Genomic DNA, 24,814 nt, shown 5'->3' on the forward strand with positions numbered 1-24,814 from the left:
AAGCGACTTACGGCGCGTGGCGCCGGCGGCCTACCTAAGCTTCACACTCATCGTCATACGCTTCGGCAATGACCGCCGAGTGGGATTCGCCCGACTCGGCCGCACAATTCAGACAAAGGAGTCGATGTGCTTGTCATCCTCGGATTCACCATGATCCTCACCTTCATGGTGCTCATCATGACCAGGCGGCTCACGCCGATGGTCGCCCTCATTCTCGTCCCCACGATTTTCGGTCTCTTTGCCGGCGCCGGTCTGGGTCTCGGCGACATGATCATCGAGTCGATCGGGGATCTCGCTCCAACGGCGGCGCTGCTCATGTTCGCGATCATGTTCTTCGGGATCATGATCGATGTCGGGCTGTTCGATCCACTCATTCGGTTCATCACCCGCTTCCTCGGCAATGACCCGGCCAAGGTCGTTCTGGGCACGGCGATCCTGGCCGGCGCAGTGTCGCTCGACGGCGACGGGTCGACGACCTTCATCATCACCACCTCGGCGATGCTGCCGATCTACCTGCGGATGGGCATGAGCCCGGTCGTGCTCACCTGTGTTGCCGGCCTGATGAACGGCACTCTCAACATCGTGCCGTGGGGTGGCCCCACCGTGCGGGCCGCCTCGGCTCTCGGCGTGTCACCGACCGACATCTTCGTGCCGATGCTGCCCTCCCTCGCGACGGGCCTCATCATCGCGCTGGCGTTCGCCTGGTTCCTGGGGCTGGCCGAGCGCAAGCGCATCGGCTCGCTCGAGTACTCCCCCGCAGCGCAGGCGGATGCCGCACCGACGGCGTCACCGACCTTCTTGCGCGGTATCTTCGGCGGCAACCGCATCGTGCGCGGCACAGACGTGCGGCCCGGAGCGGCCGCAACACTCGATACCACGGGCATCCTGACGGTGCGACCGGGCCAGCGGATGCCGGCGGGCCGGGCGACCCTGGCCAAGCAGCTGACGATGGAGGACGAGCGCGACACGGCGATGGCCGACACCATGCTGAGCGCGGACCGCCCGACGCTGCGGCCCAAGCTGATCTGGGTGAACTTCGCGTTGACTGTCGCCGTCATGGTGCTGCTCGTGCTGGATGTCATGCCGCTGGCCTACATCTTCATGGTCGGCACCGGCGTGGCCCTGATGATCAACTTTCCGAAGCTCCGCAGCCAGGCCGACGAGATCGTCGCGCACGCCCCCAGCATCGTCGGCGTCGTCTCGATGGTGCTCGCCGCCGGCGTTCTCGTCGGTGTGCTGAACGGCACCGGAATGGTGACGGCCATGGCCGACTGGGTCGTGCAGGTCGTGCCGGCCTCGATGGGTGAGTACCTGGCGGTCATCACCGGAGTGCTCTCCATTCCGATGACCTTCTTCATGTCCAACGACGCGTTCTACTTCGGCATCCTCCCCGTGCTCGCCGAGAGCGCGGCGACCTACGGCATCGACCCGGTGGAGATGGCCCGCGCCTCGATCATCGGTCAGCCTGTTCACCTGCAGAGCCCGCTGGTGCCGGCCATCCTGCTGCTCGTCTCGCTCGCCAACGTCAACCTCGGCGACCACCACAAGAAGGTGCTCTGGCGAGCGTGCGTGGTGTCGCTGGTGATGCTGCTCGTCGGCGTGCTCGTCGGCGCAGTTCCGTTCGGTTAGGGGCCCCTCCCTGCGGCGGGCGGGCGTCGTGCAAGCCCCAGGATCAATCCAGGCTCTTTCGCTCCGAAACCGGGGGTGTCTTCACTCGATGCTCGCTGTGATCCTCAAGGTCTGGCTCGGCCCGCAGAGCGTCGGCGATCTCCTCCTCCGGACGCGGCGCGATGGTCTGGTCGGCCTCGAGCTCCGGGACGGACGGCTCGTCGGGGCTGGGAATGTGAGTCTTCTTGCCTCCCAGACCCGGCACCGACGTGACTTGTGTCATCCAGGCCGCGATCTGGTGTTCGTCGAGGTCGTCCACGGTCTCGAGTTCCACACCCCGCGTTGACTTGCCCATCCCTACCGGCGTCACCGGCGGTACCGGCTCGAGCGCCGCGCCATTGATGAACATGAGCTTCACATGGCCGGCGAAGCCACCGGAGCTGAAGCACCAGCCGTCGCCGACGCCGTAGTACGCCATGCCCCACTTCACGGAGCGCTGGAGGTTGGGCAGCGTCGTGGCCGCCAGCGCGTCGACTGCTTCGGCTATGCCGCGCTGTGGCTGCGGCAAGCTGGCGATGTAAGCGAACACAGGTTTGTCGCCGACCACCGCTTTGGCGGGGCTGGCCCGGCCTGTCATGGCATCCGGGAGTGTCCAGGCGGACTCGTCGTGTGCCGACGTGCCCGTCGCTGGTTGATCGTCGCTCGTGCCAGAGCCCTCACTGTCCATGGCGCGATGATAGTCCTCCCATCAACGGCCATACCGACGAGCTCCCCGGCGGCCCGGACTGTTCGAAGGGAGGAAGATTGACGTTGTGAAGATTCTCTCGATTCAGTCGGCCGTCGCGCACGGCCACGTTGGCAACTCAGCGGCCGTGTTCCCACTTCAGCGCATCGGGGTCGAAGTACTCCCGGTCAACACAGTGAACTTCTCCAACCACACGGGGTATGGCGCGTGGCGCGGATCCCTCATCACACCCGAGGATGTGCATGATGTGATCCTCGGCATCGAGGAACGTGGCGTGCTCCCCCAGATCGACGTGGTGCTCTCGGGATACCAAGGCGGCACCGGGATCGGCGACGTCATCGTGGATGCGGTGCAGCGGGTGAAAGCGGCGAACCCCTCGGCCATCTACGCGTGTGACCCCGTGATGGGCAACGCGAAGTCCGGGTGCTTCGTGGCGCCCGAGATCCCCCACCTCCTGCGGGATCGTGTGGTCCCCGTGGCCGACATCATCACTCCGAACCAGTTCGAGTTGGGATTCCTCACCGGCACCGAGCCATCGACGATGGACTCGACCCTCGACTCCGTCGACCTCGCCCGGGCCATGGGACCGAGCACCGTGCTCGTGACGAGTGTGGAGCGGCCCGACCGCGAGGCCGGCACCATCGAGATGCTCGCAGTGGATGCTGCGGGCGCGTGGGTCGTGCAGACTCCCCATTTGCCTTTCAAAGCGAACGGATCGGGTGACGTCACCGCGGCACTCTTCTCGGCGCACTACCGCGCGACAGGTGATGCGGCTGTGGCGCTGGAACGGACCGCGTCCAGCGTGTTCGATCTCATCGAGCTGACGTATCAGTCGGGCGAGCGAGAACTGCAGCTCGTGCAGGCGCAAAGCTTCTACGCTCATCCGCGCATGCAGTTCTCCGCCCAGCGCGTGCGCTGACGAGGCGCACAGGCTCTATCGCGGCGTGCGGATGCCGTCGCGGCGCTTGGTGGTCTGGCCGCCGGTCGGGTACACGCGGATCGGACCGGTGACGCTGAACTCGTCCTCCCAGCATTCGATGCCGGCCACGTCGGGAAAGAGCGCGCGGGTGAACACCGGGTCGCGGCCTTCTCGTCGTTGGCGGGTGTAGTCCTTGAGCAACCGGAACGCGATGCCGGAGAGCAGGCCGATGGCGATGAGATTCGTGAGTGCCATGAGTCCCATGACGCCGTCCGCGAAGTTCCAGATCAGGTCGGCGCCCGATACCGATCCCACGAGCACCGCGCCCACGACGAGCACTCGGTACGCGGTGAGCACCCCGCGCCGCTTGGTGATGAATTGGATGTTCGACTGGCCGTAGTAGTAATTGCCGAGGATCGAGGAGAACGCCAGCATGAAGATGATCACACTCAGCGCGATGTTCGACCACGCGCCCAGAGTGCCCACCAGCGCGCCCTGAGTGAGACCGATCCCTCGTTCTGCTCCCGCCAGGTCGGGTACCGACACGAGGATGATGAACGCCGTGATGGAGCACACCAGGAAGGTATCGAAGTAGACCCCGAGGGTCTGCACGAGTCCCTGCTTCACAGGATGGGTGACCGCGGCACTCGCCGCCGCGTTCGGCGCAGACCCCAGGCCCGCCTCGTTGGAAAACATGCCGCGCTTGACACCGGTGAGGATGATGTACCCGAACGCGGCACCGACGACCTCGTTGAACCCCCACGCCGACGTGAAGATCTCGGCGAAGACCGGGCCGACTCGGTCGAGATGCAGAGCCACCACCACGAGCCCGAGCAGCAGATACGCGAGCGCCATGATGGGCACGAGCACCTGGGTGACGTGGGCGATCCGCCTGACTCCACCGAAGACGACGAGGCCGGTCAGTACCGCGATCCCCACGCCGATCGCCCACGGCAGCCAGGGCACATCCCCGCCGATGCTCGCGGTCACCGTCGCCGAGATCGTGTTGGCCTGCAACGAGCTGAACGCGAATGGGAAACAGACGATGAGGATGACCGCGAACCACACGCCCAGCCAGCGGGCCTTGAGTCCACGTTCCATGTAATAGGCGGGCCCACCGCGAAAGCCCTCGGCGTCCCGCACCTTGAAGAGTTGTGCCAGCGAGGACTCGATGAAGCTCGACGCTCCCCCAACGAACGCCATCATCCACATCCAGAACACCGCCCCGGGTCCTCCGACCGCGATCGCCGTGCCGACACCGGCGATATTGCCGACCCCCACTCGCGACGCCGCCGAGATTGTGAAGGCCTGGAATGCCGAGATCGACTGCGGCTCACCCGCCGCCGTCTGGGGCGTCTTATCGGTCAGCGTCCGGAACATGTCCGGAATGAGCCGGAACTGCACCACCCCTGAGCGGACGGTGAAGTAGATCCCCAGGCCCACCACGACCGGCAACACGATCCAGGTCCACAGGTTGTCGCCCCAGGTCAGCAGCCACTCGTTCACAGAATCCATCTGGCAAGTATGGCGAACATGCCCCCCAAACGGGAAACCGGTTCCCAACCAGTGGATTCGGTGGAACGTGCTAGGACTCCGATGGCTCCATGGGCAGTTCGGCTCCGTAGTTCCACGACAAGATGGCCGGCTGCTCGCGGTAGTAGCTGAGCACGGAGACCGATCCAGCATCCAGCGTGATTTGAGCACCGAATCGAGGGGCCAATCTCAGGTACACGGCGGTCAGGATGCGCAGGAAATGGCCGTGCGCGATCAGGGCGACATCTCCCTCCACCATCGCAGGCAGTACCCGCGTGAGCACCCGCGATGCGCGGGCGGCGACCTCCTCGACCGTCTCACCGGGCGTGTCACCACGAATCACGCCGTGGGTGAATGCGCTCCAGTTGTAGCCGAGCTCGCTGCGGATGTCGCGCGTCGTGCGCCCCTCGTACCCGCCGTAGTCCCATTCGACGAGTAGCGGATCGACATCGGCATGCAGGCCCGCGAGCTCGGCAGTGCGTCGCGCACGCTGCAGCGGCGACGTCAGCACGAGCGAGAAATCGTAGTCGGCCACCAACCTGCCCGCGCCGCGGGCAAGTTCCTCTCCCCGGGCCGTGAGCGGAACATCCGTGAGCCCAGTGTGTTTGCCGCTCTTCGACCACTCCGTCTCCCCGTGGCGCAAGAGAATCAGCTTCCCGGACGGGTTATCCGGAGCGGGGTGGTCGGGCAGCGGATCGATTGTAGACATACGGCCACAGTAGTATCGCTCCCCGGATTTGATGCCGAGCTGGTGCATTGTGACTTGGGACAAGCGTTTCAACGGCCCAAGCAGGAGCCCGGCGCCTAGCTCGGGGGCGTGAGGGGTGCAGCCCGGAGCCAAGCACGAAGGCGTCCGCGGGCGTTCACGTAGGGCGAGGATGAGTTCAGCGAAATCATGCGTCCCATGGTCCATTTGCCGTACCACGGGCGCCCGTACAGCTCGGCGTCGGTGTAGTCCTCGATGAGTGCCAGGAGATTGTCCTTGGCACCGACTAGGTGGGCCCTGAGCTCGTCCCACGTTTCGTCGCGGTAGGCGTCGTAGTAGCGCTGGGCGAGCAAGCCAAGCTGGTTCCATTTAAGGCCGGCGGCGGGCAGCTCATCGGGTAGCCCGGCTGCGCGGCGTGCGTGCCAGGTGGCGACCTGCTCGTTCCAGCCGATCAGGTAGGAAACCAGTTCAGCAGGACTCATCATGGTGTTTTTCGCATGCCCCGGAAGGACCTGGTCGTAGACGAGCGACGGTGGGATCCGATCGAGATCGGCTTCGAGCTGGGCGAACGTGGTGCCGATCGCGGCCACAAGGTCTGTCTTGGAGCTCGGGACGGCCATGGATTCCCTCTCGCAGATACGCCTGCGGTCAGACGGTAAAGAGTTGCAACTGCACTCTTTCACGAGAATTCGCCGTGGCGAGAGGGTCTAAGGACCCGCTGCGTGCCGACTTGACCGCCTCGGCAGCGTCTAACTGCGCCGCACGGCGATCGAGTTGGCCATGCCCCACACGATGCACAAGGCGACCACATGTGCGGCGGCCAGTGCAACCAGCTGGTTGAAAACCAGGGCCAGCACAAACTCAAGGAAGGAGAGGATCAAGGCAGCGGCACCGACAGCGGCAAACCCCTGCTTGGCCAGGAGGCGGTCTCGTTCGTCTCGGTACTCGATGGCGTTCAGCCGGGTGATGTCGCGAGACTCCGGGCGGCGCGCGTAAAGCGCAGCACCGAGGCCCGCGGCGCCGCCGGCGACGAAGACAAACGCGGCGAACCAGTTGTGTGTGAGAGCGGTCGCGATCGCCCCCGCGAAGAGCGTGAAGGCCAAGGCGATATTGACGGTCGAGATGGGCAAGCGCTTAGTGGGATTCAATGTGGAACACTTCCTCAACGGTGGACTCGAAGAAACGGGCTACGCGAACGGCAAGACTTAGCGACGGATCGTAACGCCCTGTTTCGATGGCGTTGATGGTCTGACGAGAAACCCCCAAGGCTTCGCCAAGGGCGGCCTGGGAGAGGCCAGCGGCTTGACGCCTTGCTCTTACCTGGGATTCCATATGACAAGCGTGCTTTACTATCTGGTTTGTGTCAAGCGGGCTTGTCATATGTCCCCATTCGATGCAGCAGCCCGTCATGGACGATCGGCTTACCGGCGTCCGCGTCTCCGCCAAGGGCGCAACGCGTTAGCCTGTCCTCAGTGATACTTTCTTTCTCTCTGTGACCCAGAGCCCTTTCAGCGACACCAGTTCGCTCCTCGAACGAGGGACGGTGATTTCGTGCGCCCGGAAGGGGAGCTCCTTGCGGAGTTCCCCTGCACCCTGGCCCCCTCTCGAAACCACCTTAGAAAGACCGTTCACTCATGACGTCCACCGACTCTTCCGACGCGAGCACTGACGACCGCTCAACCCTCCGCGCGAATTGCGCTGACTGCTTCGCACTTTGCTGCACAGCTTTCGGCTTTCAAAGGTCCGCCGACTTTCCGATCAACAAGCCGGCGGGAACCCCGTGCCTGAATTTGGCAGACGATTTTTCCTGCTCCATCCACCACTCCTTGAGAGCACGAGGCTTTCGCGGGTGCACCGTATTCGATTGCTTCGGTGCGGGCCAATACGTGTCGCAGAAACTGTTTGGCGGAACAAGCTGGAGGGAACGCACCGACACGAGCGCCGAGATGTTCAGTACTTTTGCCGTCGTCCGGCAGCTGCACGAGATGCTCTGGTACCTCGCCGAAGCCGCCGAACGGGCAACCGCCTCGGAGCTCTCAGGGCCGGTGGCCCAACTTCGACGCGAAATCCTGCGAGCCCTGGACGGCGATGCGTCAGAGATACTCGCGACTGATGTCGATCGGATTCGCTTAGAGGTCCGGCAAGCGTTGATCGATGTGAGCGAGGAGGCGCGCGGCGGCTATGCCGCCGGTGCCGAAGCCGACGTGAGCGACGACCTGCATCCGTCAGCGGACCTGGTCGGCCGCGACTTGCGATCGATTCGTCTGTGCGGAGCTGATCTCCGCGGCGCCTACCTCATCGCCGCGGATCTTCGACGAGGCGATCTGGCGGGGGTCGACTTGCTCGGTGCGGATTTGCGCGACGCGCGGCTCGAGGGTGCGGACCTATCGAGTGCTCTGTTTCTCACACAATTACAAGTCGATGCAGCTCAGGGCGACGACACTACCGTCCTGCCGGCTGTCCTCAATCGGCCGCGGCACTGGCTCGCCTAGGCGCTCGGACGTATTGCGCCTCTGAGGAGTGGGGTGGACGACATAGGATCGACGGCATGACCCGTGTCATCTTCATGTGTGGCCCGGCTGGGTCGGGCAAGTCCACGGTTGCTCGCCAACTAGAGTCCGGCGGCATGTCACGGCTGTCCTTCGACGAGGAGGCTTGGCGCCTGGGAATTCGTTCCCAACCCTTGGCCGAGGATGTCAGGCGCGAGATCGAAAGCCACCTGGTGCAGAAGCTTCTCGACCTCGTGATGACCCGCTCAGATGTGGTGCTGGATTATTCCTTTTGGTCGCGGCGCATGCGCGAGGAATACCGTGCCATCATCCGTCCGTTGAGTGTCGAGCCGGAGACGTTCTATTTCGCGACGCCACGAAGTGTGGTCCTGGCTCGTGTCTGTGCTCGAGCGGGACAAGAAGCGAATGACGTTCAGCTGCCCGATCATTTGGCGGCCGCCTACTTCGATAACTTCGAGATCCCCACCCCTGATGAGGGGCCCTTGACCGTCAGCACATAGTCGAGGGGGAATTAAGCGCACTTGTGACTTCCTTCTCACAGACCACGGTAGCTAGGCCGCGTCGTCATGACGATCAGTGTTCGAGTGTGAGCAGCGCCTTCTCCCAATGCGGGCCGAGGGGTTGCCAGCAAGCCCGTTCTGGCGGCGCGCAGTGTGCTGTCGGGTGCGCCTGGTCTAGTCCACCGATCATAGGCGGCCCACCCCCTGAAGCGGGGATGGTCGGAGTCGCTATGAAGCCATCGGCCTCTGCCAGTCTTGGTGCATGGAGATTCGCGCTGGCTGGTACGTACGAAGCGAGGAACCCGGCCGGGAGGTTGAGTGTGGGACGGCGAATGGTGGACGGGTGCGAGCGCCACGTGAGCACGGAGGCGTCCTGTGAACGTGTACGGACACCCTCCTGAGATCGTGGGGGTTTTCGAGCCGGAGTTCGAGGAGTACATGCACTACATGTATCTCCCGATCCGAATGCCGGAAGGGAACGGGGTCTGGGACGTGCGCGTTCCCCGCCGGCTAGGGTTCGCATCGGAGATGATCGCACGCGCGATCGCGATCGAGGAGGAGCGGAACAATCGGTGGGACTACATCTATCTCACCGCGCGCCGCGGGTGGGCCACCCCGGGCAACCCGCTGAACCGACCCGGCTGGCACTCCGACGCGTTCGGCAAATCCGACATCAACTACGTCTGGACTGACCGTTTCCCAACCGTGTTCGCCGAGGGGCCATTCGAGCAGATCAGCGACGACCACGTCCGCTCGACCGAACAGTTCGAGGAGCAGGTCCGCAGCAACGACGACATCCGTCTGGTGACCTACGGCGACCGGGTGCTCATGCGCCTGGACTCGTCCGTCATCCACACGGCGCCTGCGATCCCAGCTCCGGGAGACAACCGATCCTTCATCAAGGTGTCGTTCTCGAACGAGCGATGGAACCTGGGCGGCAACAGTCACAACTACCTCTTCGAATACGAGTGGCAGATGTTCGATCGCGCCCCGATCCGCAACGATCCGGCGCGAGCGAACGCGGATGCAGTATGAAGGTCCGCGCCGTGCGTGACCGCACTCTCGCGGGCTCCGCCGACCGCGAATCGTGGCTGACCTGAGTCACCTGATTCACCGGCTCCTCTCCTGAGAAGCGAAGACATTCTGGGTCGGAATACTTTTGGTTTCGATGTCCTCCAGCGTGCGGCCACGAGTTTCGGGAACACGAGTCCGGATGAAGATGACACCAAGAATGCAGATGGCACCGAAGATCGCGAACACCGCGTCCTGGCTCATCAATGCGGTCATGATCGGGAACAAGAGACCGACAGCGAACGATCCGATCCAATTGAAGGACGATGCGATACCAGAGGCCCTGCCGCGAATCGCCATTGGGAAGATCTCTCCAACGATCACCCAGGTGAGTGGGGCCCACGTGAACGAATAGGCGGCCACGTAGATGCTCAAGAACACCACGATCATCATCGGGTTCGCGTCCTCCATCACCGTATTGAGTATCGCGGGCAGAAGGAAGGACACACCCATGATCGTGCCGCCCACGGTCAGCAACAGGCGTCGGTTGAACTTGTCCGCGATCACCAGGAACAGCAAGGAGCCGAGCACGAGGATCACGCCCTGGATGATGGGCCACAGCAGCGCCGAACTTGCCGAATTGCCGGTGGCTTTTTCCACGATCAAAGGGATGTAATAGAAGATCGCGTTGGCACCTTGGAGCTGCTGGAACGCGGCGACACCGACCCCCGCAATGACGAGATACCGGTACTTGCTGTCGAACAACGTTGCCAGTGAGGTGTTGCCTGCCGTCCTCTTCTCGACTTGAGCCGTTTCCTTGATCGATCTGAGCTCGGCATCGACCTCGTCGGGGCGGCGAATGTAGCGAAGCACCGTGGCTGCCTCGTCTTCCTTGCCGACTTTCACCAGAAACCGCGGCGATTCGGGCAACCGCAACACGCCCAAGTACAGAATCACAGCCGGCACCGCGGCCGTCGCCAGCATCACTCGCCACGCCCACGCTTCGGGCAGATCCTTCAGGGAGAAATCCAAGATGTATGAGATCAGCATGCCGGAGACGATCATTGTCTGATTCAGGCCGGACAAGCGTCCACGCAGCCGCGCGGGTGCAAGCTCGGACATGTACGCGGGAACCGATGCGGAGGCCGCGCCGACCGCCAGGCCCAAGAAAATTCTGGCGATGACCAGATAGGTGACGCCATCCGGCGGCGCTAGGCCGCAGAGAATGGATCCGAGCATGAAGACAACCGCTGCGGCGAGAATCATCTTGCGCCGTCCGAATCGATCGGAAAGCTGTCCGGCCAGAGCGCCACCAAAGATGGCGCCGAACATTACGCCAGAGGTTACCCAACCGATGATGGCGGCATCGTCAAGGCCCCAGTCGCTTTGCAGGAACGGCAGAGCTCCAGTCATGACTCCGATGTCGTAGCCGAAAAGGATGCCTCCGAACGATCCGAAGAAGTATATGAATTTGCTGTCGATCTTTTTTTCATTGTCCATGATTCACTCCGAGTGAGGAACTGGTTTCAGCCCCTGGTGATCACTAGGAAGGATGGCTGGCCGGGACGGTCGTCTCGGGCCAATGCCGTCGTGCGAATGAGCGCGTCCTCGGCGATGACATGGAGCGCGGCACATTGCAATGTGCTGAGTTATTCTCTATCGCAGCTGTCCACTCTGACGCATGCCTTCCCGGCTATGGGACTTGGATGCAACACAGGTGGGCTCTCAGACCCAAAGTGAGCGCTAACATCAAGCTGTTTTGTAGCCTAGCTCACAAAATTTCGGCATCGTGACGTTGACCGGCTTGGGTCGAGGCGCTGGTTCTTCACCCGCCGGCTGGTCATCACCCGCAGCGATGGCATCGCCCACCAACACGCAGAGCTCGGGCAAGCCGCCATCTAAGCTGGACTGTTGCCCACGGAAGGAACCTCAATGAGCATGGAAGGCGCGGCCTGGAGCTCGCTGTACAAGATTTCTACCGCCAGGGACGGCAAGCACGGCTTCTCCCGTGAGTCCGTTCGGCGGATCTTGACGTTCGCGGTGCCCTACCGGTCCAAGCTGCTGATCTTCATCACCCTCTCCACCGTGGGAGCTTTCCTCGCGGTCGCGACGCCGGTACTCGCCGGCCAGGTGGTCGACGTCATCGTCGCCCAGGGTGCGGTCAGCACGATCGTTTGGCTCGCCGTCGTCATCGCCCTCGTGGCCGTGGCCGACGCCGCCGTGTCCCTCGTGACGCGCTGGTACTCGGCGCGGATCGGCGAAGGCGTGATCCTGGACCTCCGCACCGCCGTCTTCAACCACGTGCAGAAGATGCCGATCGCGTTCTTCACCCGCACGCGGACGGGCGCCCTCGTGAGCCGCCTCAACAACGATGTGATCGGCGCTCAGCAGGCCTTCAGCGGCACACTGTCCGGCGTGGTCACGAACCTCGTGGCGCTGATCCTCACCCTGATCGTCATGCTCAGCACGTCCTGGCTCGTGACGGTTCTCGCCGTGATCATGCTCCCCATCTTCCTGGTACCCGCGCGCCGCATGGGCAGCCGCCTCGCCGCGCTGCGCCGCGAGGCCGCCGATCACAATTCCGCCATGAGTACGCAGATGACCGAGCGCTTCTCGGCGCCCGGTGCCACCCTCGTCAAGCTGTTCGGCCGGCCCGACGAAGAGGCCGAGGAGTTCCGCGTCCGCGCCGCCCGTGTCCGCGACATCGGGGTCCGGACCGCGATGCTGCAGTTCGTCTTCTTCACCGCACTGATGCTCGTCTCCGCTCTCGCCCTCGCGCTCGTGTATGGGCTCGGCGGCTCCCTCGCACTCGCCGGCCAGCTGAATACCGGTGACGTGGTCACGCTGGCGCTCCTCCTCACCCGCCTCTACGCGCCGCTCACCAGCCTCGCAAACGCACGGGTAGAGATCATGAGCGCGGTGGTCAGCTTCGAGCGCGTCTTCGAGGTGCTGGACCTCGACCCACTCATCAAGGAGAAGCCCGACGCCGTCGCCGTCCCCGAAGGCCAGGTGTCCGTCGAGTTCGACAACGTCCGCTTCGCCTACCCGTCCGCGGACAAGGTGTCCCTCGCCTCTCTCGAGGAGGTTGCCACGCTGGACACCCGCGGCGGCGAGGAGGTGCTGCACGGCGTGTCCTTCAGGATCGAGCCGGGGCAGACCGTTGCCCTCGTTGGTACGTCTGGTGCCGGCAAGTCCACAATTGCGCAGCTCCTCTCGCGCCTGTATGACGTCGACAGCGGCGCCGTGCGCCTCGCGGGGACAGATGTCCGCGATGTCACTTTCGCCTCCATGCGGCACAGCCTGGGCATGGTGACGCAGGACGGCCACCTGTTCCACGAGACCATCCTCTCCAACCTGCGCCTCGCGAGGCCGGAGGCGTCCGACGACGAGGTGTGGGACGCCGTCCGCCGTGCGCGGCTCGAGCCGCTCATCCGGTCCCTGCCGGACCAGCTGGACACCATGGTCGGAGAGCGGGGCTACCGGCTGTCCGGAGGTGAGCGCCAGCGGATGACCATCGCGAGGCTGCTGCTGGCCCAGCCGCGCGTCGTCATCCTCGACGAGGCGACAGCGGCGCTGGACTCGACGTCTGAGGCCGCCGTGCAGGCGGCGCTCAGCGAGGCGCTCGAGGGACGGACGGCGATGGTGATCGCGCACCGCCTCTCCACCATCCGCAGCGCGGACCTGATCCTCGTGGTTGAGGACGGCTCGATCGTGGAGCGCGGTACGCACGAGGAACTGCTGGCTGTGGGTGGGCGGTACGAGGAATTGCACCGGACCCAGTTCGCCGTGCAGAAGAATGTTGCGGCCGATGAGGAAGCGTTGAGCCGGACCTAGTCGCTGAGCACCCGAGCCATGCACTTGCTTCTTTTGAACCAGCGACCCCCTGAAGGCTACAGCCTCAATTCGGTTGGAGCCGAAATTGTCCGGAAACCCTCGGATTCCCTTGTGTTTACAGGGAACCGGGCGGTTCGCTACCTACGATTGTACTCGGTCAGATTGGGTCCCCTGGATTTGAAAGTGATGGGTAAATGATGGCCATTTGAACCGCTTTTTGGACCTCCGATCGAGGCGCTGAAGCCACCGAGGGGCGGCCTTCACCGCTGTCTACATCCTGGTCGGCAACCGTCTAAGCTGCCGATACGTCGCCTTGACGAGGATTTCCCGTCACCACCGCTATAGCGGGATCATGGAACCAACAGGAGCTAACCGGCCTTGGAGTGTCGATGAGAGAAATCATGAGACTTCTGAGTGTGGACATCGTGTTCACTCTCATAAGCGGAGTTGCACTCCTGATCGTCCCGGTCATGCTGACGTGGTGGGTGATCGCACAGATAGTGAATGCCCAACGCAAGAATGCAGGACTACAGCGATTCGCAGGAAGATGGCACTTTCTCCGCTTCGGCCCTGCGGCTCCGCTACTAAGCCTGAGCGCCTTCATCTGCGGAGCGGTGCCAGTCGTAGTTGACCGGTCCAGCAACGTTTCAAGCTCAATTCTCTTCCCGTGCATCGCCTTGAGCTTCACCGGCTTGATGGCGTTTCTCATGTGCATGCTTCTTTGGTCTTACGCCAGTGACCCTGCAGAATCAGCGGTAGCGGATTAATCGCTCCGATCCACCGGTCGTTGGGTTGCCCGCGATCCGATCAGCGTGCATGGGCATAGGTCACCGCAGATATCGAGAACAGCCCCCAAGAAAGGGAAGTTTGAATGGCCAGGATGTTCAAGTTCAGCGAGGGTGACCGCGTAGATTGCCTCGACTACCATGGCCCACTCGGAGCGGCCGGCACGATTCTCAAACGGTGGGAAGAGAAGGGTTTCCTCGTCTATCGGGTTGCATGGGACGGTGGGAATCCTGACGGCCACGTAGAAATCGAAAGCACTTTGGTGCCCCTCGAATCACCCCAGGAGTAGCCACCGTCTCGATAACTTGTCTCACTGGCGGCATCGTCCAGCGGGCGCAAGCTCAGGTTCGTCCGACACAGCGAGTTGCGCTCGTCCCTCGGGCGGACAGAATGCGCGAGTTGGATCGAGCGAATCTCACGAGCCACCGGTTTGCGAAGGCCACGGAACCAGCCGACGTGGCATCAGCTGCGATCGGACTTGAACCGGCGCCCGGCTGAAGTTCTGGCCTTAATTTGGTCGTTGCCGAATGTCTCCGAAAACCCTCGGATTCCCTTGTGTTTACAGGTAACCAGGCGATTCGCTGGTTCCAATTGTAGGTCATCGTTTTGGGTCAAATAGAGATGAATCATATGAGTAAATGATGACCCCGTGAGCCGACTTGAGCGCTCTCACAAGCCCTCTCAACCTCTCCCCCGGAGGCCGCCGCGAGTGATCGCGCACCGGACGGTGATGGTGATTAGTCGTGCGCTCGGTCGGCGGTCTGGTTCGCATCACGGGCGGCGCAATATACTGGGTGCGATTTCGATCAACGTCACGCTCGACGGCTGCTGCCATCACGAGGCAGGACTCCCCCGGACGAGGAGTCGATGCGCTACTGGACTGCTCAGCTGGAGCGAGCCGATGCCCTGCTGTTCGGCCGGGTGACCTACGAGATGATGGCGTCGGCGTGGCGGAAGCCGGCCACGGGCACGTGGCCTGACTGGGTGGATGAGTGGCAGAAGCCGTTTGCCAAGACCATCGACCGGGCGCAGAAGTACGTCGTGTCGAGCACGATCAGCGGGGTCGATTGGAATGCCGAGCTGATCCAAGGCGACTTGGGGCAAGCGGTTCAGCGGCTCAAGCAGGAGTCAGGCGAGGGCCTGTGGGTCGGTGGCGTCACTCTCCCCCTGGCGCTGGCAAATCTGGGACTGATCGACGAGTGCGAGTTCCTTGTGCAGCCAGTCATTGCCGGACACGGACCGACGCTGCTCGCCGGCCTGCATGAGCACATCCAGCTCGAACTCGTGGACCGCCATGAGTTCCGGTCGGGGGCAGTCGCCGTGCAATACAGGCCCACGCGGCGTCCTGATTGACGCGACGTGTCCCGGCACGAGGCGCCTCCGCGGCCGAGTACCGACCGACCCTGCCGGCCCCACGACCCGCCGAGGTGGCCAACAGCCTCCTCGAAGAGCTCGTCAGCTCGTATCGGCATGCCTGTGTCTACCAAGTAGCCGCCGGAGCCGGCCCCGACAACAGGTTGGGGTCCTCTAACTGATCGCGCCGCAACTACGTGATATTAGTCTCACACCGAGAGGAGGACCCATGAAGAAGCAGGCAAGCCAGGCCGAAATAGACAAGGAAATCAGGGCACTGCGGGGGCAAGCGGTCCGCCTATGGACCCTCCGCAAGTCACGACTCACCCTGAGTCTGTTACTCCCGATCACCGCAGTCCTTGTGATGTCGGCGGGCGTCTACATCACTGATATGGCCGTCGATATTCCTGCGGGCCCCGGATTGCTCTCTGCTTTTCAGGGGCTCCAGACGGTACAAGGGCTCCTGAAGATCGCCTTCGCCGTCGAGGCGGTGATCATTCTCTCTTGTGGAATCTGGGTCTACATCGAAAGCGTACGGCTTCGGTTCAAGCTCAAGAACATCGGCCTTACGATGCGCAGACTCGACCCGAATGCAGGGCTACTAGCGACGGGGCTGGAAGAGATTTTACGCAGCGAGAACCCTCTCAGCGAGCTCCGCAGCTGACCTCTGCTCGGCCCTAGCACCGGAGCGCAACCACGCACCCACAAGGCTTTCAAAGCGCCAAGTATCCGCTGGGCGGTTTCAACCGGACGACGCAACAAGGGCTATTCTTCTCACGCGGGATGAGACGTGCGTGCCTCAGCTTCTGTGCGCGGTCCCCCAGCCAGCCCCTGAACCCACGGCCGCGTTGATTCCGGCAACCACGGATGCGCACCGGGTGATCATCGCTAGGAGCAGTCCCCACAGCGCCCCCAGAAGGGGGCTGAAGCACCATCCGTCTCCAACACCGTAGGGCCAGGATGCGAGACAAGTCGCCCGCCGCTCGTCGTGTCTCGAGGAACGTCGGTCACGTCTCGAAACCCATGGGTTGCGATGCACCTAGGTTACGAGACGGCTGTCAGCGGCCTGCTACCTTCATGGGCATGGTGGACCCTGTGCAGTGGATTGAACATCGACGTGGCGGCGACGGGGAACTGATCGGATGGATGGTACCCGACGGCGAGGGATTTGTTGTCGTCGATCTTTTGGGCCGAGAACGCTCTGCTGTTGTGGACTGGCTCACCGCCGAAGAAACGCTTGACGAAATTGGATTGGGGTTTCTCGCCGATCCCTTCGAACTTCAGCTTCCTGATGGGCGATGGCTGCAGGTTCGCATCGCCGAGCTCTCCCCTGAGGGGATCCGGGTCACGCGCGATGATTGGGGCGCCACTGACGTACAGGATCGCGAATTCGAGCTGCCATTCCCGATGCCAATAGAGCTACGTCCACGAGCCGACTGGCCGTCAATCGCGGAGTGAGCGGCGGTTCCCTGAAGAGTGTGGACTCGCATAGGTCGTTGCGAAGCTCTAGGGCGTCGAACCTTCAACCGCCGCGGCTCCAGGAATGCTCCCACCGTCTCGTATCCGATGGGTTGCGAGGCGCTCAGGTTACGAGACAAACGCTGTTGGGTGGTGGTCCCGTGACAGTCACGATGAAGTTCGGGACCCGGGGCATGCAAGTCTGGCGAAGAAATGAGATGCAAGAGCTGCGCTCAACATCAGGGCAGCTCCTCGCGCGGTGTCGCCCGCGGTGAGAGGCGTGGCACTGCGCCTGAGGGAGGCGCGGGAAATCCGGGCCCCGGGAAGCATTACGAATGGTGCGGTAACCAGTCCGGCGGTGTATCGCTTGAGAACAACGGAGGCCAGGACGTGGGTGGCCACATGCGCTTCTAAGCCCGCTGTGACAGCGCGATACAGTCGTGACTTGCCGTTGGTCTGTATACCCCGAGCGCACGCCCCTCCGACGAGCAAGCCCATTAAAGCAATGGCGATCGCGGACTGGGCCGGAGTTACCAGAATGCGGGAGGATCCCAACCGCGCGGCGATGATCCTTGATGTAGCCGGGAACGTGAACGCTTCCTCCGCATCGTGTATCAGCCACGCAATGAAGAGCGATGCTGCGGGGGTTCGCATGCCAACGGGTGTTCTCTTCACGGGGGAATCGTACTGCGCAACAGGAGCAACCCAAGCACGAACGATTCTGGCTGTCCGAGCCAATCAACGACGATTCAGACGGTTTCTGGTGCCGCATATCCCATAGGTTTCAACACATTGAAGTTACGCGCCACGTCGCATGTAGATGGATGCTTTGGGTGAGCTGCTTGGCGCCCAGTTCCCCGCTGCGAATAGCCGGTCTGCCAGGCATCCATCCGACTTCCGCCAAGTCATCCGCCCCTGCGTATTCGAGACGTGTCTCGACCTCCTTCTGGTCGGCAAGGGGCGACTGTGGAGCCCTACTTCTTCAGTGCGAGGTTGTCTGCTACCTGGTCCCACTCGTCTGACGACGGAAAGTCTGACTCGGCATTCAACTGAGCTTCACGGCCGCCATCCACAAAAAGGGTAATTGGTAGCGAGGTGGAACAACTTTGCACCCAAGCTTCATCAGAGACGTGGATGGTCAAACAGACTTCTCCATCCACAGGTGATTCGGAAGCGAAGTACCGAGCGCTCTCCTCTTCAAACAAAAGGCGAGAGGAGCTCGGGATCGTGGCTGCAGGGCCGGCAGGGAGCTTGTCCGTCTCGGCCTGGGGTCGATCGAACGCCGTCACGTTGGCGCTCGCCTGGGCGCTACAGCCGGACAATAGCGCGAATGAGGCGGTCGCTATCAGAAAAAAGGCTGTGCGTCTGTTCAAGAGCTGCTTCTCCATGACCTCATCATGGCAGCACGAACACCTGATTGATCCCCAAAAATTCTCCCTGTGCGGCAGAAGTCAGGTCGCGCCACCATCCAGGCCCCCGGGTGGCAGAACAGGCGATGCCTAGTCTCGTAACCAATGGGATATGAGGCAGCTAGGTTACGAGACACACACCATGTTGGATCGCTTCGACCAGTGTCGTTTTCCGTGCACGGCTGCACGAATCTTGATACTCGTTTGCACAGCTCGCCGGGGCCGCGGTTTGGTCGAGGCCCAGGAGAAGCGGCCGGCTCGTGGCTTTAGGCGCGGCGCGCAGTGAGCGAATATGCCGCTAGCCCGAATAAGACAGTTCCAGAAAAGCGCTCCATGGTCTTCATTTTGAAGCCAGGTAGGAGACGTCGGACTCCGCTGCCGGTTAGAGCCCAGATCAGGTCTGGGAGCGATGCCATTGCGATGAAGATTAATCCGAGGACGCTCATCTGCACCCAGGCTGGGCCGGCACCTTCCTGCACGAACGGTGGCAAGAACGAAAGGAAGAACACAGCTGTTTTGGGATTGAGCACCCCGACGAGCAGGCCGCGTTGGAAGGCCTTCGCGGGTTGGACCCTTCCACCGGCGGCCGCGAGGTCCGCGAGCAACGTGTTATTGCGAGAGCGCCATGCTTGAATGCCCAACCAGATCAAATAGCCCGCCCCCACGACCTTGACAACGGTGAAAGCCGTCGCGCTGGCGGCGATAACCGCGGAGATGCCGATGACCGCTGCCAAGACGTGCGCGACGTATCCCAGCTCGACACCCGCGACTCCGCTCAGTCCCGCTCGACGCCCCGAGCTCAGCGTGGTGGTCAGGATGAACGCGACAGAGGGGCCAGGTGCCAGGGCTAAGGGTAGGCAGGCTGCCATGAAAAGGAGAAAAGTGCTCGTTTGCATTAGGTGCTCTCCATCCGTCAGATGGGGCGAGGCTATCAGCACAGTGGGTCGGCAGTGTTTCGGGCCGCAGCCCCGACGTTGCAGTCGCCAGAAGGGGTGCTGCCGGCCGTCTCATTACTCATGGGTTTTGAAGCACTCAGGTTACGAGACGCTCCTGCGGGTGAGACCCAACGTGAGGCCGCACAGGCACTTAGTCGAGGCGCGATAGAATTACCCAGTACCGAATCCTCCGCCCCGCCAGGTGGAGGTTTTTTAGTATGACCACTTCTCAGCCAGGCCCTGCCACCGTGTCTCTGGCGCACGAGGGCGATCGGCCCACTCTCGAACGACTTTGGACCATGTTCCGGCACGAAATGTCCGCCCACTCCGGAGTGCTCCCGAACAATGACGGCCGCTTTCGACAAGAGCGGCTCGATGCCGCCCTCAGCAATCCGGAATGGGCCGGCTTCGTCCTCAGGCTGGGTGGCGCGCCTATCGGCCTGGCTATCGTGCGCGGCACCGAATCCACGGAAAGGATTCTGAGCAGCTTCTTCCTCGTCCACGGCGCGCGCAGAGCTGGTCACGGGCGAACTGCCGTGCGGGCAATTGTCAGTCAGTATCCCGGGCGATGGGCCGTCGCGTTTCAGGACGTGAACTTTCCTGCCGCCGCATTCTGGCGGGCTATCGCTTCCGAGTTAGATGAGGGATGGACGCTGGATCATCAGGACGTACCAGGCCGCCCCGGCTTCGCACCCGATTCGTGGGCCCGGTTCCGCGTACGCGACATGTAGACGGGCACTCATATGTCGCTCGGCAGAACCCTACCTTCATGAGACCAAAGTCCACGGGGCCCTACGTGTCGCGTAACACATGGGTTAAGCGACGAGTAGGTTTCGAGACACTTACCGTTAAAGTCCAGATGCTTCATGCATTCGTGAAAACAGGACTTTTGGATCTGGCCGACGCCGCAGCGGGGGAACTCCCAGTTAGCGTGGAATGCACCGAGCGAGGGATAGCGGAGACGGCCACGCGTTTCGACGCGTCGCCACTGCGGGAGGCTTCACTGCGAGCCCGCCCCTCTGGCCTAGTTCTTGAGCCGCACTCTGAGTTTCTTCCGACGGGCGTACCCGGACAGGTGGAGCAGGGGTAAGGACAGGGCTGACAGGACGACGCCGAGTGCGGCGACTGCGACCATAGCGCCGCGCAAACCCGTCGCTTGTGACCAAACGCCGACGTAGACCGGTCCGAGGAGAAATCCGATGTAGGAAACCGTGGTCACAATGGCGGTGGCTCTGCCGCGATACGCCTCATCCACCCCCCGGGACACGAGGCTGAGCATCGTTGGGTACAGTGCCGCTGTGCCGGCCGCGGCCACGATCAGCCCGAGGATGGCGATCGGAACGGTCGGGGACGCAGCGAGAATCAGCGCGCCCGTGGCCGCTGCAAGGGATCCCAGAATCAATATAGGTCTCTCGTTGCTCTGTTGGATGCGCCCCAGGGCAAACCGCGTGACGGCGACGACACCGGCGAAGACGGCTGGCCCGACGGCGCTGAACCCGGGGCCGGCGCCGAGCTGGTCCTCGAGGAAGACCGCACCCCAGCTCTGGTGGGCATTCTCACTCGCGAACGCGAGTGCGCCCAACACGCCGACAAGCAAGAGCGGCGTGTAGCGCAGGCGTAGGCCGCGGCCGGAATTAGGTTCAGCCGCCCACGGGGCCGTGCGAGCCGGGTTAGCCGCGCCCTGTGGTGCGAGGGAGCGCAGAACGCTCACGCTGGCTATAAGTGACAGGACAGCCACGACCAGGAAGGGGGTGAATACTGGTGCTCCGATCCAGGAGGAGAGTCCTGTCGCGATACTTGCCAGCACGACGAAGCTCGAGAACACGCCTCCTGAACGCATGATGATTGCGCTCCCCGACGCTTGCTCGGCACGGCCGGCGATCGAGTTCATGGCAACATCGGTGGCCCCACTAGCCAGGCCAACCACGGCGAGCCCCACACAGAGGGCAACGAACCCGTGTGCGGTCAGCGACACACCGAACCCGGCCAAACCGAGGGCGACGATCGCCGCCACCGCGAAGCGGAGCCCCCACTTGTCCAACGCCCGCCCGGTGACCAACATGGCAGGCAGTGCCCCGGCACCAATGAAAAGAAGAGCGAGGCCCAATTGGCCATCGTCGACATCCGCTTGCATCCGAAGGCGAGGGACGCTCGCTCCCCACGCACCCCAGAAAGAGCCGAAGGAAGCGGCAGCGAGATACGCGGCGAACACCAGTTTGCGCACGGGTAACGTTTCGGAAGACATGTGTGTGACGTTACACAGTTACAATGGGGTTATGCAATCACTCCCGCAGCGTCGCCCCACAATGAGCCAGGTTGCCGCGCGAGCCGGAGTGTCGGTGATGACGGTTTCCTACACGTACAACCGCGCCGACAGAGTCTCGGCCGAGAGCCGGGACAAGGTGCTGCAGGCTGCCGCCGAGTTGGGTTACGCGGGCCCTGATCCTGCGGCACGGTCCCTGCGCTACGGCAGTACCCGCACACTTGGAGTCATCCTGGGCGAGCACCTCACCTACGCGTTCGACAACCCTCAGGCCGTCACATTCCTGGCCGGCATCGCAGAGGTCTGTGCGGATCGAGGATACGGAATGCTGATCGTGCCCACTGCCGGAGGCGCCGAAGACAGTCTCCGAGTCAGCGAGGCCGCCGTCGATGCATTCATAATATGGACAACGACCGACGACGACCCCGTGCTCGACGCAGTTTCAGGAAGCGGTCGGCCTGCGGTCATCCATGGTGGGCCTGCCCGCGCGGGCTTCAAGCTCGTGAGCATCGACAACCGAGCGGCCGCCTTTGCAATGGGCATGAAGACCTTCGCCGGTGCCCACCGCCCCGCAATCCTCAGCTTTCCCCTGGATTCCTCGCGAAAGACAGTGCTCGCTGCGGGCATCGACCCCGACGCCGTGCGGTTCCCCGTGACCAGGCAGCGCCTCCTCGGGTACAGGGATGCAATTGAAGCGCTGGGGCTTGACTGGAACGACGTGATTGTAGGCGCCGCGGCAACCAACAACGAGGGCGAAGCCCGCTCCCTCGCCGAGCGAATGTTCGCCCTAGAGCACCCTATCGATGCAATCGCGGCGATGAGCGATGACCTGGCACTCGGCGTCCTGGGCGCTGCGACAAGCGCACAGCTCGCTGTCCCCGAGACTCTCTCTGTAAGCGGATGGGACGATTCACGAGCGGCCGCTCTCCACCAGCTGAGCTCGGTTGCCCAAAACCTGAGAGCCCAAGGGACGCTGGCGGCCAGGCTGGCTCTCGGTGAGGAACCCGAACCAGCCCCAGATGACTGGTCAGTAGTCGTCCGAGCGTCAACTGGGTAGCCAGCGACTCAACGGACCGAGCACGGCCATACCCTGATCAGACGGATGGGCGTCAACCGTGAGCCGTTTTTGCGATCTGACGACCTCTCGTAACCCGTTGGTTGTGAACCGTCTTAGGAGTTGAAGACTGGGGCAATGGACGGTGCTTTTGGTCCCAGTGCTAGCAACTACTCTTTCAGCGGCAGCGTGTCCCCACTGTCCGCAAGATACTGGGTCGCACCCCTTTGCTTTGACCAGCCGAATCGATAGGAGCCTTGTGTCATTCATCGTTCAGACCGGCAGGGTAGTCGACCCGGGGCCTATTCAGGATGACGACGGGTTCCTTTACGGTGGGTGACCATTGTGTCTGGCACGGAGAGTCTCGCCGAGTTCGAGGGAGAAATCTCTTATCGGGTACTAGTAATGGGCGACCACACAACTGTTGTTGGCAGGTTGACCGAATCGGGCGACCAGCCGATTCTGGTCTTCGCGGGTCGGTATACCGCAGTGGCTGACGCGGATGGGAAGGTGACCCACCAGGTCGACGCGAGCCATGTAGGTCTCTCGTTGAGTGACCCGGCGTTCGAAAGTACGGGGTCGAGCGCCGCTCCGCCTTGGTATTGAGCTGCTCGGTTCGATGACTCGAAAAGCATGGGATTTGAGGCAGTTAGGTTACGAGACAGCTCTCGTTCTGGCTACATGCGATCGAGTGGATGAGCGCGCCACCCCCATCTACGTGAAGCCTGCGCCCATTATGCTTGATTGTCTCACTAGCTCGGGGCGACCGCCCAAAGCGGTCCGTCGCCACAACGGTCCGGGACGTCAGCGGTCGAGACGTCCCGACTCGTTTCGCCGCCACCAACATCGATTGTGTCGCCCATGTGGTATGTGACCCCGTTCAGGACTCAGAACTCTCCGTCCCCAGAGATTTCGTCTTCCGGGAAGACAGGGATCGTGCCGTTTCGAGCCGAACACATCTATTATCGAAGTCCAGGACGCCCGATAGCGCAGCCGCGTTCCCCGCGCCCGAACTCGCATCGTAGGTCACAGCGCCATCATCCAGGTTCGGGAGTCGCGTGCAGCCGGCAAGGGCCAAGACAATGCAGAGCAGCTGTCGCTTTCGCTACGTCTGTTGCGTCTGTCGGCTCCGCAACTCAGCCACCAGTCGAACCAATTCCACGATCCGGTCGCGGCTCGAAAAGTTGAAGATCCCCCATCCTGATTGGTTTGGCACGATCGGAAGCTGGAGGTCGCCTTCTGGTGTGCTTACCTGTATATCGATTCTCGGAATCGACCGGACACCCAATGCGAACTCTCCTTTTTCTACTGACGTGACGTTTTGCCACGGAATTTGCACGAGCAGCTTCAATGGTCGATGTCCCGAATAGACTTCTAAGCCGCGATCGTTAGCGACAATCGCGAGAATAGATGCCTTTTCCGATCTAGGCGCACCGAGCTGCAGCAGCGCTTCCCAAAGGCCTGTTCCATGCCTCTTGTCGACGTTGAGCACGAGATTGTTGGGTTGTACTTCCGAGAGCTCGCGCACTCTTCGATTAAGGCGCGTGCCGTAGAGGATCATCCCCAAAAAGATCAAGAGGGCGAGTCCCGCGATAATCGCAACGGAATAGACGAACGCAATCGCGTTCTGCGACTCATCTAGCTTGTCGGCGCGATCGACAATCGTAAAAATTCGGCCAGCTATGAAGATTGAAAACAGTACGACGAAGACGAAGAACGAGTTTCTTAGTCCTTTACCCGGGGACGATGGCTTACTGATTGTGGCTCCCCTTTCTTACTAGACCGTGAGGATGGAGGGCCAGTGCGGCTTAGCCCACGAAACTCGAACTTAGGGAGCCCGCCAGGAAACCATAGCGTTCGCACTGCTCGCCGCCCAAGCGGTCGCCCGAGACGCCCCTTTTCATGCGCCCAGCGATCCTCCCGCGCGACCTAACGACCAACCTCCGCTTCATTTCAACAGCGCGCTGCGAAGAAGACTCGCGTTCTAAACCGATTTCGTGAGCGACGGCGCGCTACAGGGGTGTCGAAGTCTTCTACATTCACGGGTACAGGAATGCCTCCGCATTTCCCCAGGCCGCGGGACAGCCTCCTAACAAGTTCTCTTGTCTCGAAACCCTACGGATGCGGGACAGGTCCAGATATGAGACAAGGCACCTGCCGCTCGTCGCGTGAGCAGGCGAACTTCGACGT

Annotated in this window: 23 protein-coding genes; 11 read left to right on the plus strand and 12 right to left on the minus strand. The window is 62.4% G+C overall.

The annotated features are described in order from the left end of the window. Positions 1-150: 150 nt before the first annotated feature. Positions 151-1,629 carry an SLC13 family permease gene (locus E3O60_RS00470; protein ID WP_240632485.1) on the plus strand — a complete coding sequence of 493 codons (1,479 nt, stop codon included), beginning with the start codon at positions 151-153 and terminating at the stop codon, positions 1,627-1,629. 43 nt (positions 1,630-1,672) lie between these two features. Here the strand turns inward: E3O60_RS00470 and E3O60_RS00475 are convergent, their stop codons facing one another. Then, positions 1,673-2,335 carry a DUF1801 domain-containing protein gene (locus E3O60_RS00475; RefSeq protein ID WP_241980088.1) on the minus strand — a complete coding sequence of 221 codons (663 nt, stop codon included), beginning with the start codon at positions 2,333-2,335 and terminating at the stop codon, positions 1,673-1,675. Between the two features lie 85 nt (positions 2,336-2,420). Between E3O60_RS00475 and pdxY the strand changes: the two genes are divergently transcribed. Continuing rightward, positions 2,421-3,272, plus strand: coding sequence for a pyridoxal kinase PdxY (gene pdxY / locus E3O60_RS00480; RefSeq protein ID WP_088455823.1), 852 nt, complete (start codon positions 2,421-2,423; stop codon positions 3,270-3,272). A 15-nt stretch (positions 3,273-3,287) separates the two neighbouring features. Here pdxY and E3O60_RS00485 read toward each other — a convergent pair whose 3' ends face one another. The 5 genes from E3O60_RS00485 to E3O60_RS00505 form a co-directional block, all read right to left on the minus strand. Further along, positions 3,288-4,787 (minus strand): sodium:alanine symporter family protein, encoded by a 1,500-nt coding sequence (locus E3O60_RS00485; protein ID WP_103432370.1) that lies wholly within the window; start codon positions 4,785-4,787, stop codon positions 3,288-3,290. A 70-nt stretch (positions 4,788-4,857) separates the two neighbouring features. Then, the gene (locus E3O60_RS00490) at positions 4,858-5,514 is read right to left on the minus strand and encodes a histidine phosphatase family protein (RefSeq protein ID WP_103479024.1); all 657 of its coding nucleotides are present in this window, start codon (positions 5,512-5,514) and stop codon (positions 4,858-4,860) included. A 95-nt stretch (positions 5,515-5,609) separates the two neighbouring features. Then, entirely contained in the window at positions 5,610-6,131 is a 522-nt protein-coding gene (locus E3O60_RS00495; RefSeq protein ID WP_088455820.1) for a ClbS/DfsB family four-helix bundle protein, read from the minus strand. A gap of 129 nt (positions 6,132-6,260) precedes the next feature. Next, positions 6,261-6,641 (minus strand): hypothetical protein, encoded by a 381-nt coding sequence (locus tag E3O60_RS00500; protein ID WP_134496763.1) that lies wholly within the window; start codon positions 6,639-6,641, stop codon positions 6,261-6,263. Between the two features lie 4 nt (positions 6,642-6,645). After that, positions 6,646-6,843 (minus strand): helix-turn-helix transcriptional regulator, encoded by a 198-nt coding sequence (locus tag E3O60_RS00505; protein WP_088457937.1) that lies wholly within the window; start codon positions 6,841-6,843, stop codon positions 6,646-6,648. A gap of 302 nt (positions 6,844-7,145) precedes the next feature. Between E3O60_RS00505 and E3O60_RS00510 the strand changes: the two genes are divergently transcribed. From E3O60_RS00510 to E3O60_RS00520, 3 genes are all read left to right on the plus strand, one after another. Beyond that, positions 7,146-8,003 (plus strand): pentapeptide repeat-containing protein, encoded by an 858-nt coding sequence (locus tag E3O60_RS00510; RefSeq protein WP_134496765.1) that lies wholly within the window; start codon positions 7,146-7,148, stop codon positions 8,001-8,003. Between the two features lie 56 nt (positions 8,004-8,059). Further along, the gene (locus E3O60_RS00515) at positions 8,060-8,521 is read left to right on the plus strand and encodes an ATP-binding protein (protein WP_198415674.1); all 462 of its coding nucleotides are present in this window, start codon (positions 8,060-8,062) and stop codon (positions 8,519-8,521) included. Between the two features lie 405 nt (positions 8,522-8,926). Continuing rightward, positions 8,927-9,556: a hypothetical protein gene (locus E3O60_RS00520; protein ID WP_166788932.1), complete on the plus strand. Its 630-nt coding sequence runs from the start codon at positions 8,927-8,929 to the stop codon at positions 9,554-9,556. A gap of 75 nt (positions 9,557-9,631) precedes the next feature. On the opposite strand, the gene E3O60_RS00525 is transcribed toward E3O60_RS00520, so the two are convergent. Next, on the minus strand, positions 9,632-11,032 hold the full coding sequence (locus tag E3O60_RS00525; protein WP_088455816.1) for a sugar porter family MFS transporter: 1,401 nt from the start codon (positions 11,030-11,032) through the stop codon (positions 9,632-9,634). A 432-nt stretch (positions 11,033-11,464) separates the two neighbouring features. Between E3O60_RS00525 and E3O60_RS00530 the strand changes: the two genes are divergently transcribed. The 4 genes from E3O60_RS00530 (at position 11,465) to E3O60_RS00545 (ending at position 16,963) form a co-directional block, all read left to right on the plus strand. Further along, complete coding sequence (locus E3O60_RS00530) at positions 11,465-13,366, plus strand: ABC transporter ATP-binding protein (RefSeq protein ID WP_134496769.1); 1,902 nt, start codon at positions 11,465-11,467, stop codon at positions 13,364-13,366. A gap of 1,653 nt (positions 13,367-15,019) precedes the next feature. After that, the gene (locus E3O60_RS00535) at positions 15,020-15,505 is read left to right on the plus strand and encodes a dihydrofolate reductase family protein (RefSeq protein WP_198415675.1); all 486 of its coding nucleotides are present in this window, start codon (positions 15,020-15,022) and stop codon (positions 15,503-15,505) included. 229 nt (positions 15,506-15,734) lie between these two features. Continuing rightward, positions 15,735-16,169 carry a hypothetical protein gene (locus E3O60_RS00540; RefSeq protein ID WP_134496771.1) on the plus strand — a complete coding sequence of 145 codons (435 nt, stop codon included), beginning with the start codon at positions 15,735-15,737 and terminating at the stop codon, positions 16,167-16,169. A 419-nt stretch (positions 16,170-16,588) separates the two neighbouring features. Then, entirely contained in the window at positions 16,589-16,963 is a 375-nt protein-coding gene (locus tag E3O60_RS00545; RefSeq protein ID WP_134496773.1) for a hypothetical protein, read from the plus strand. A gap of 168 nt (positions 16,964-17,131) precedes the next feature. On the opposite strand, the gene E3O60_RS19040 is transcribed toward E3O60_RS00545, so the two are convergent. The 3 genes from E3O60_RS19040 to E3O60_RS00560 all read right to left on the minus strand — a co-directional run bounded on the left by E3O60_RS19040 (position 17,132) and on the right by E3O60_RS00560 (position 19,268). Then, positions 17,132-17,617 carry an HXXEE domain-containing protein gene (locus E3O60_RS19040; RefSeq protein WP_370448627.1) on the minus strand — a complete coding sequence of 162 codons (486 nt, stop codon included), beginning with the start codon at positions 17,615-17,617 and terminating at the stop codon, positions 17,132-17,134. A 320-nt stretch (positions 17,618-17,937) separates the two neighbouring features. Then, positions 17,938-18,351 (minus strand): hypothetical protein, encoded by a 414-nt coding sequence (locus E3O60_RS00555; RefSeq protein ID WP_134496777.1) that lies wholly within the window; start codon positions 18,349-18,351, stop codon positions 17,938-17,940. Between the two features lie 287 nt (positions 18,352-18,638). Continuing rightward, complete coding sequence (locus E3O60_RS00560; RefSeq protein WP_134496779.1) at positions 18,639-19,268, minus strand: LysE family translocator; 630 nt, start codon at positions 19,266-19,268, stop codon at positions 18,639-18,641. A gap of 257 nt (positions 19,269-19,525) precedes the next feature. Between E3O60_RS00560 and E3O60_RS00565 the strand changes: the two genes are divergently transcribed. Further along, the gene (locus E3O60_RS00565; protein WP_134496781.1) at positions 19,526-20,038 is read left to right on the plus strand and encodes a GNAT family N-acetyltransferase; all 513 of its coding nucleotides are present in this window, start codon (positions 19,526-19,528) and stop codon (positions 20,036-20,038) included. Between the two features lie 293 nt (positions 20,039-20,331). Here the strand turns inward: E3O60_RS00565 and E3O60_RS00570 are convergent, their stop codons facing one another. Next, on the minus strand, positions 20,332-21,552 hold the full coding sequence (locus E3O60_RS00570; protein WP_134496783.1) for an MFS transporter: 1,221 nt from the start codon (positions 21,550-21,552) through the stop codon (positions 20,332-20,334). 61 nt (positions 21,553-21,613) lie between these two features. Between E3O60_RS00570 and E3O60_RS00575 the strand changes: the two genes are divergently transcribed. Then, the gene (locus E3O60_RS00575; protein ID WP_134480558.1) at positions 21,614-22,627 is read left to right on the plus strand and encodes a LacI family DNA-binding transcriptional regulator; all 1,014 of its coding nucleotides are present in this window, start codon (positions 21,614-21,616) and stop codon (positions 22,625-22,627) included. A gap of 1,102 nt (positions 22,628-23,729) precedes the next feature. Here E3O60_RS00575 and E3O60_RS00580 read toward each other — a convergent pair. Beyond that, positions 23,730-24,185, minus strand: coding sequence for a hypothetical protein (locus E3O60_RS00580; protein WP_134496785.1), 456 nt, complete (start codon positions 24,183-24,185; stop codon positions 23,730-23,732). Positions 24,186-24,814 lie beyond the last annotated feature (629 nt).

Origin of the sequence: Cryobacterium sp. TMB1-7 (assembly GCF_004402435.1) — a bacterium.
GTDB classification, from domain to species: domain Bacteria; phylum Actinomycetota; class Actinomycetes; order Actinomycetales; family Microbacteriaceae; genus Cryobacterium; species Cryobacterium zongtaii.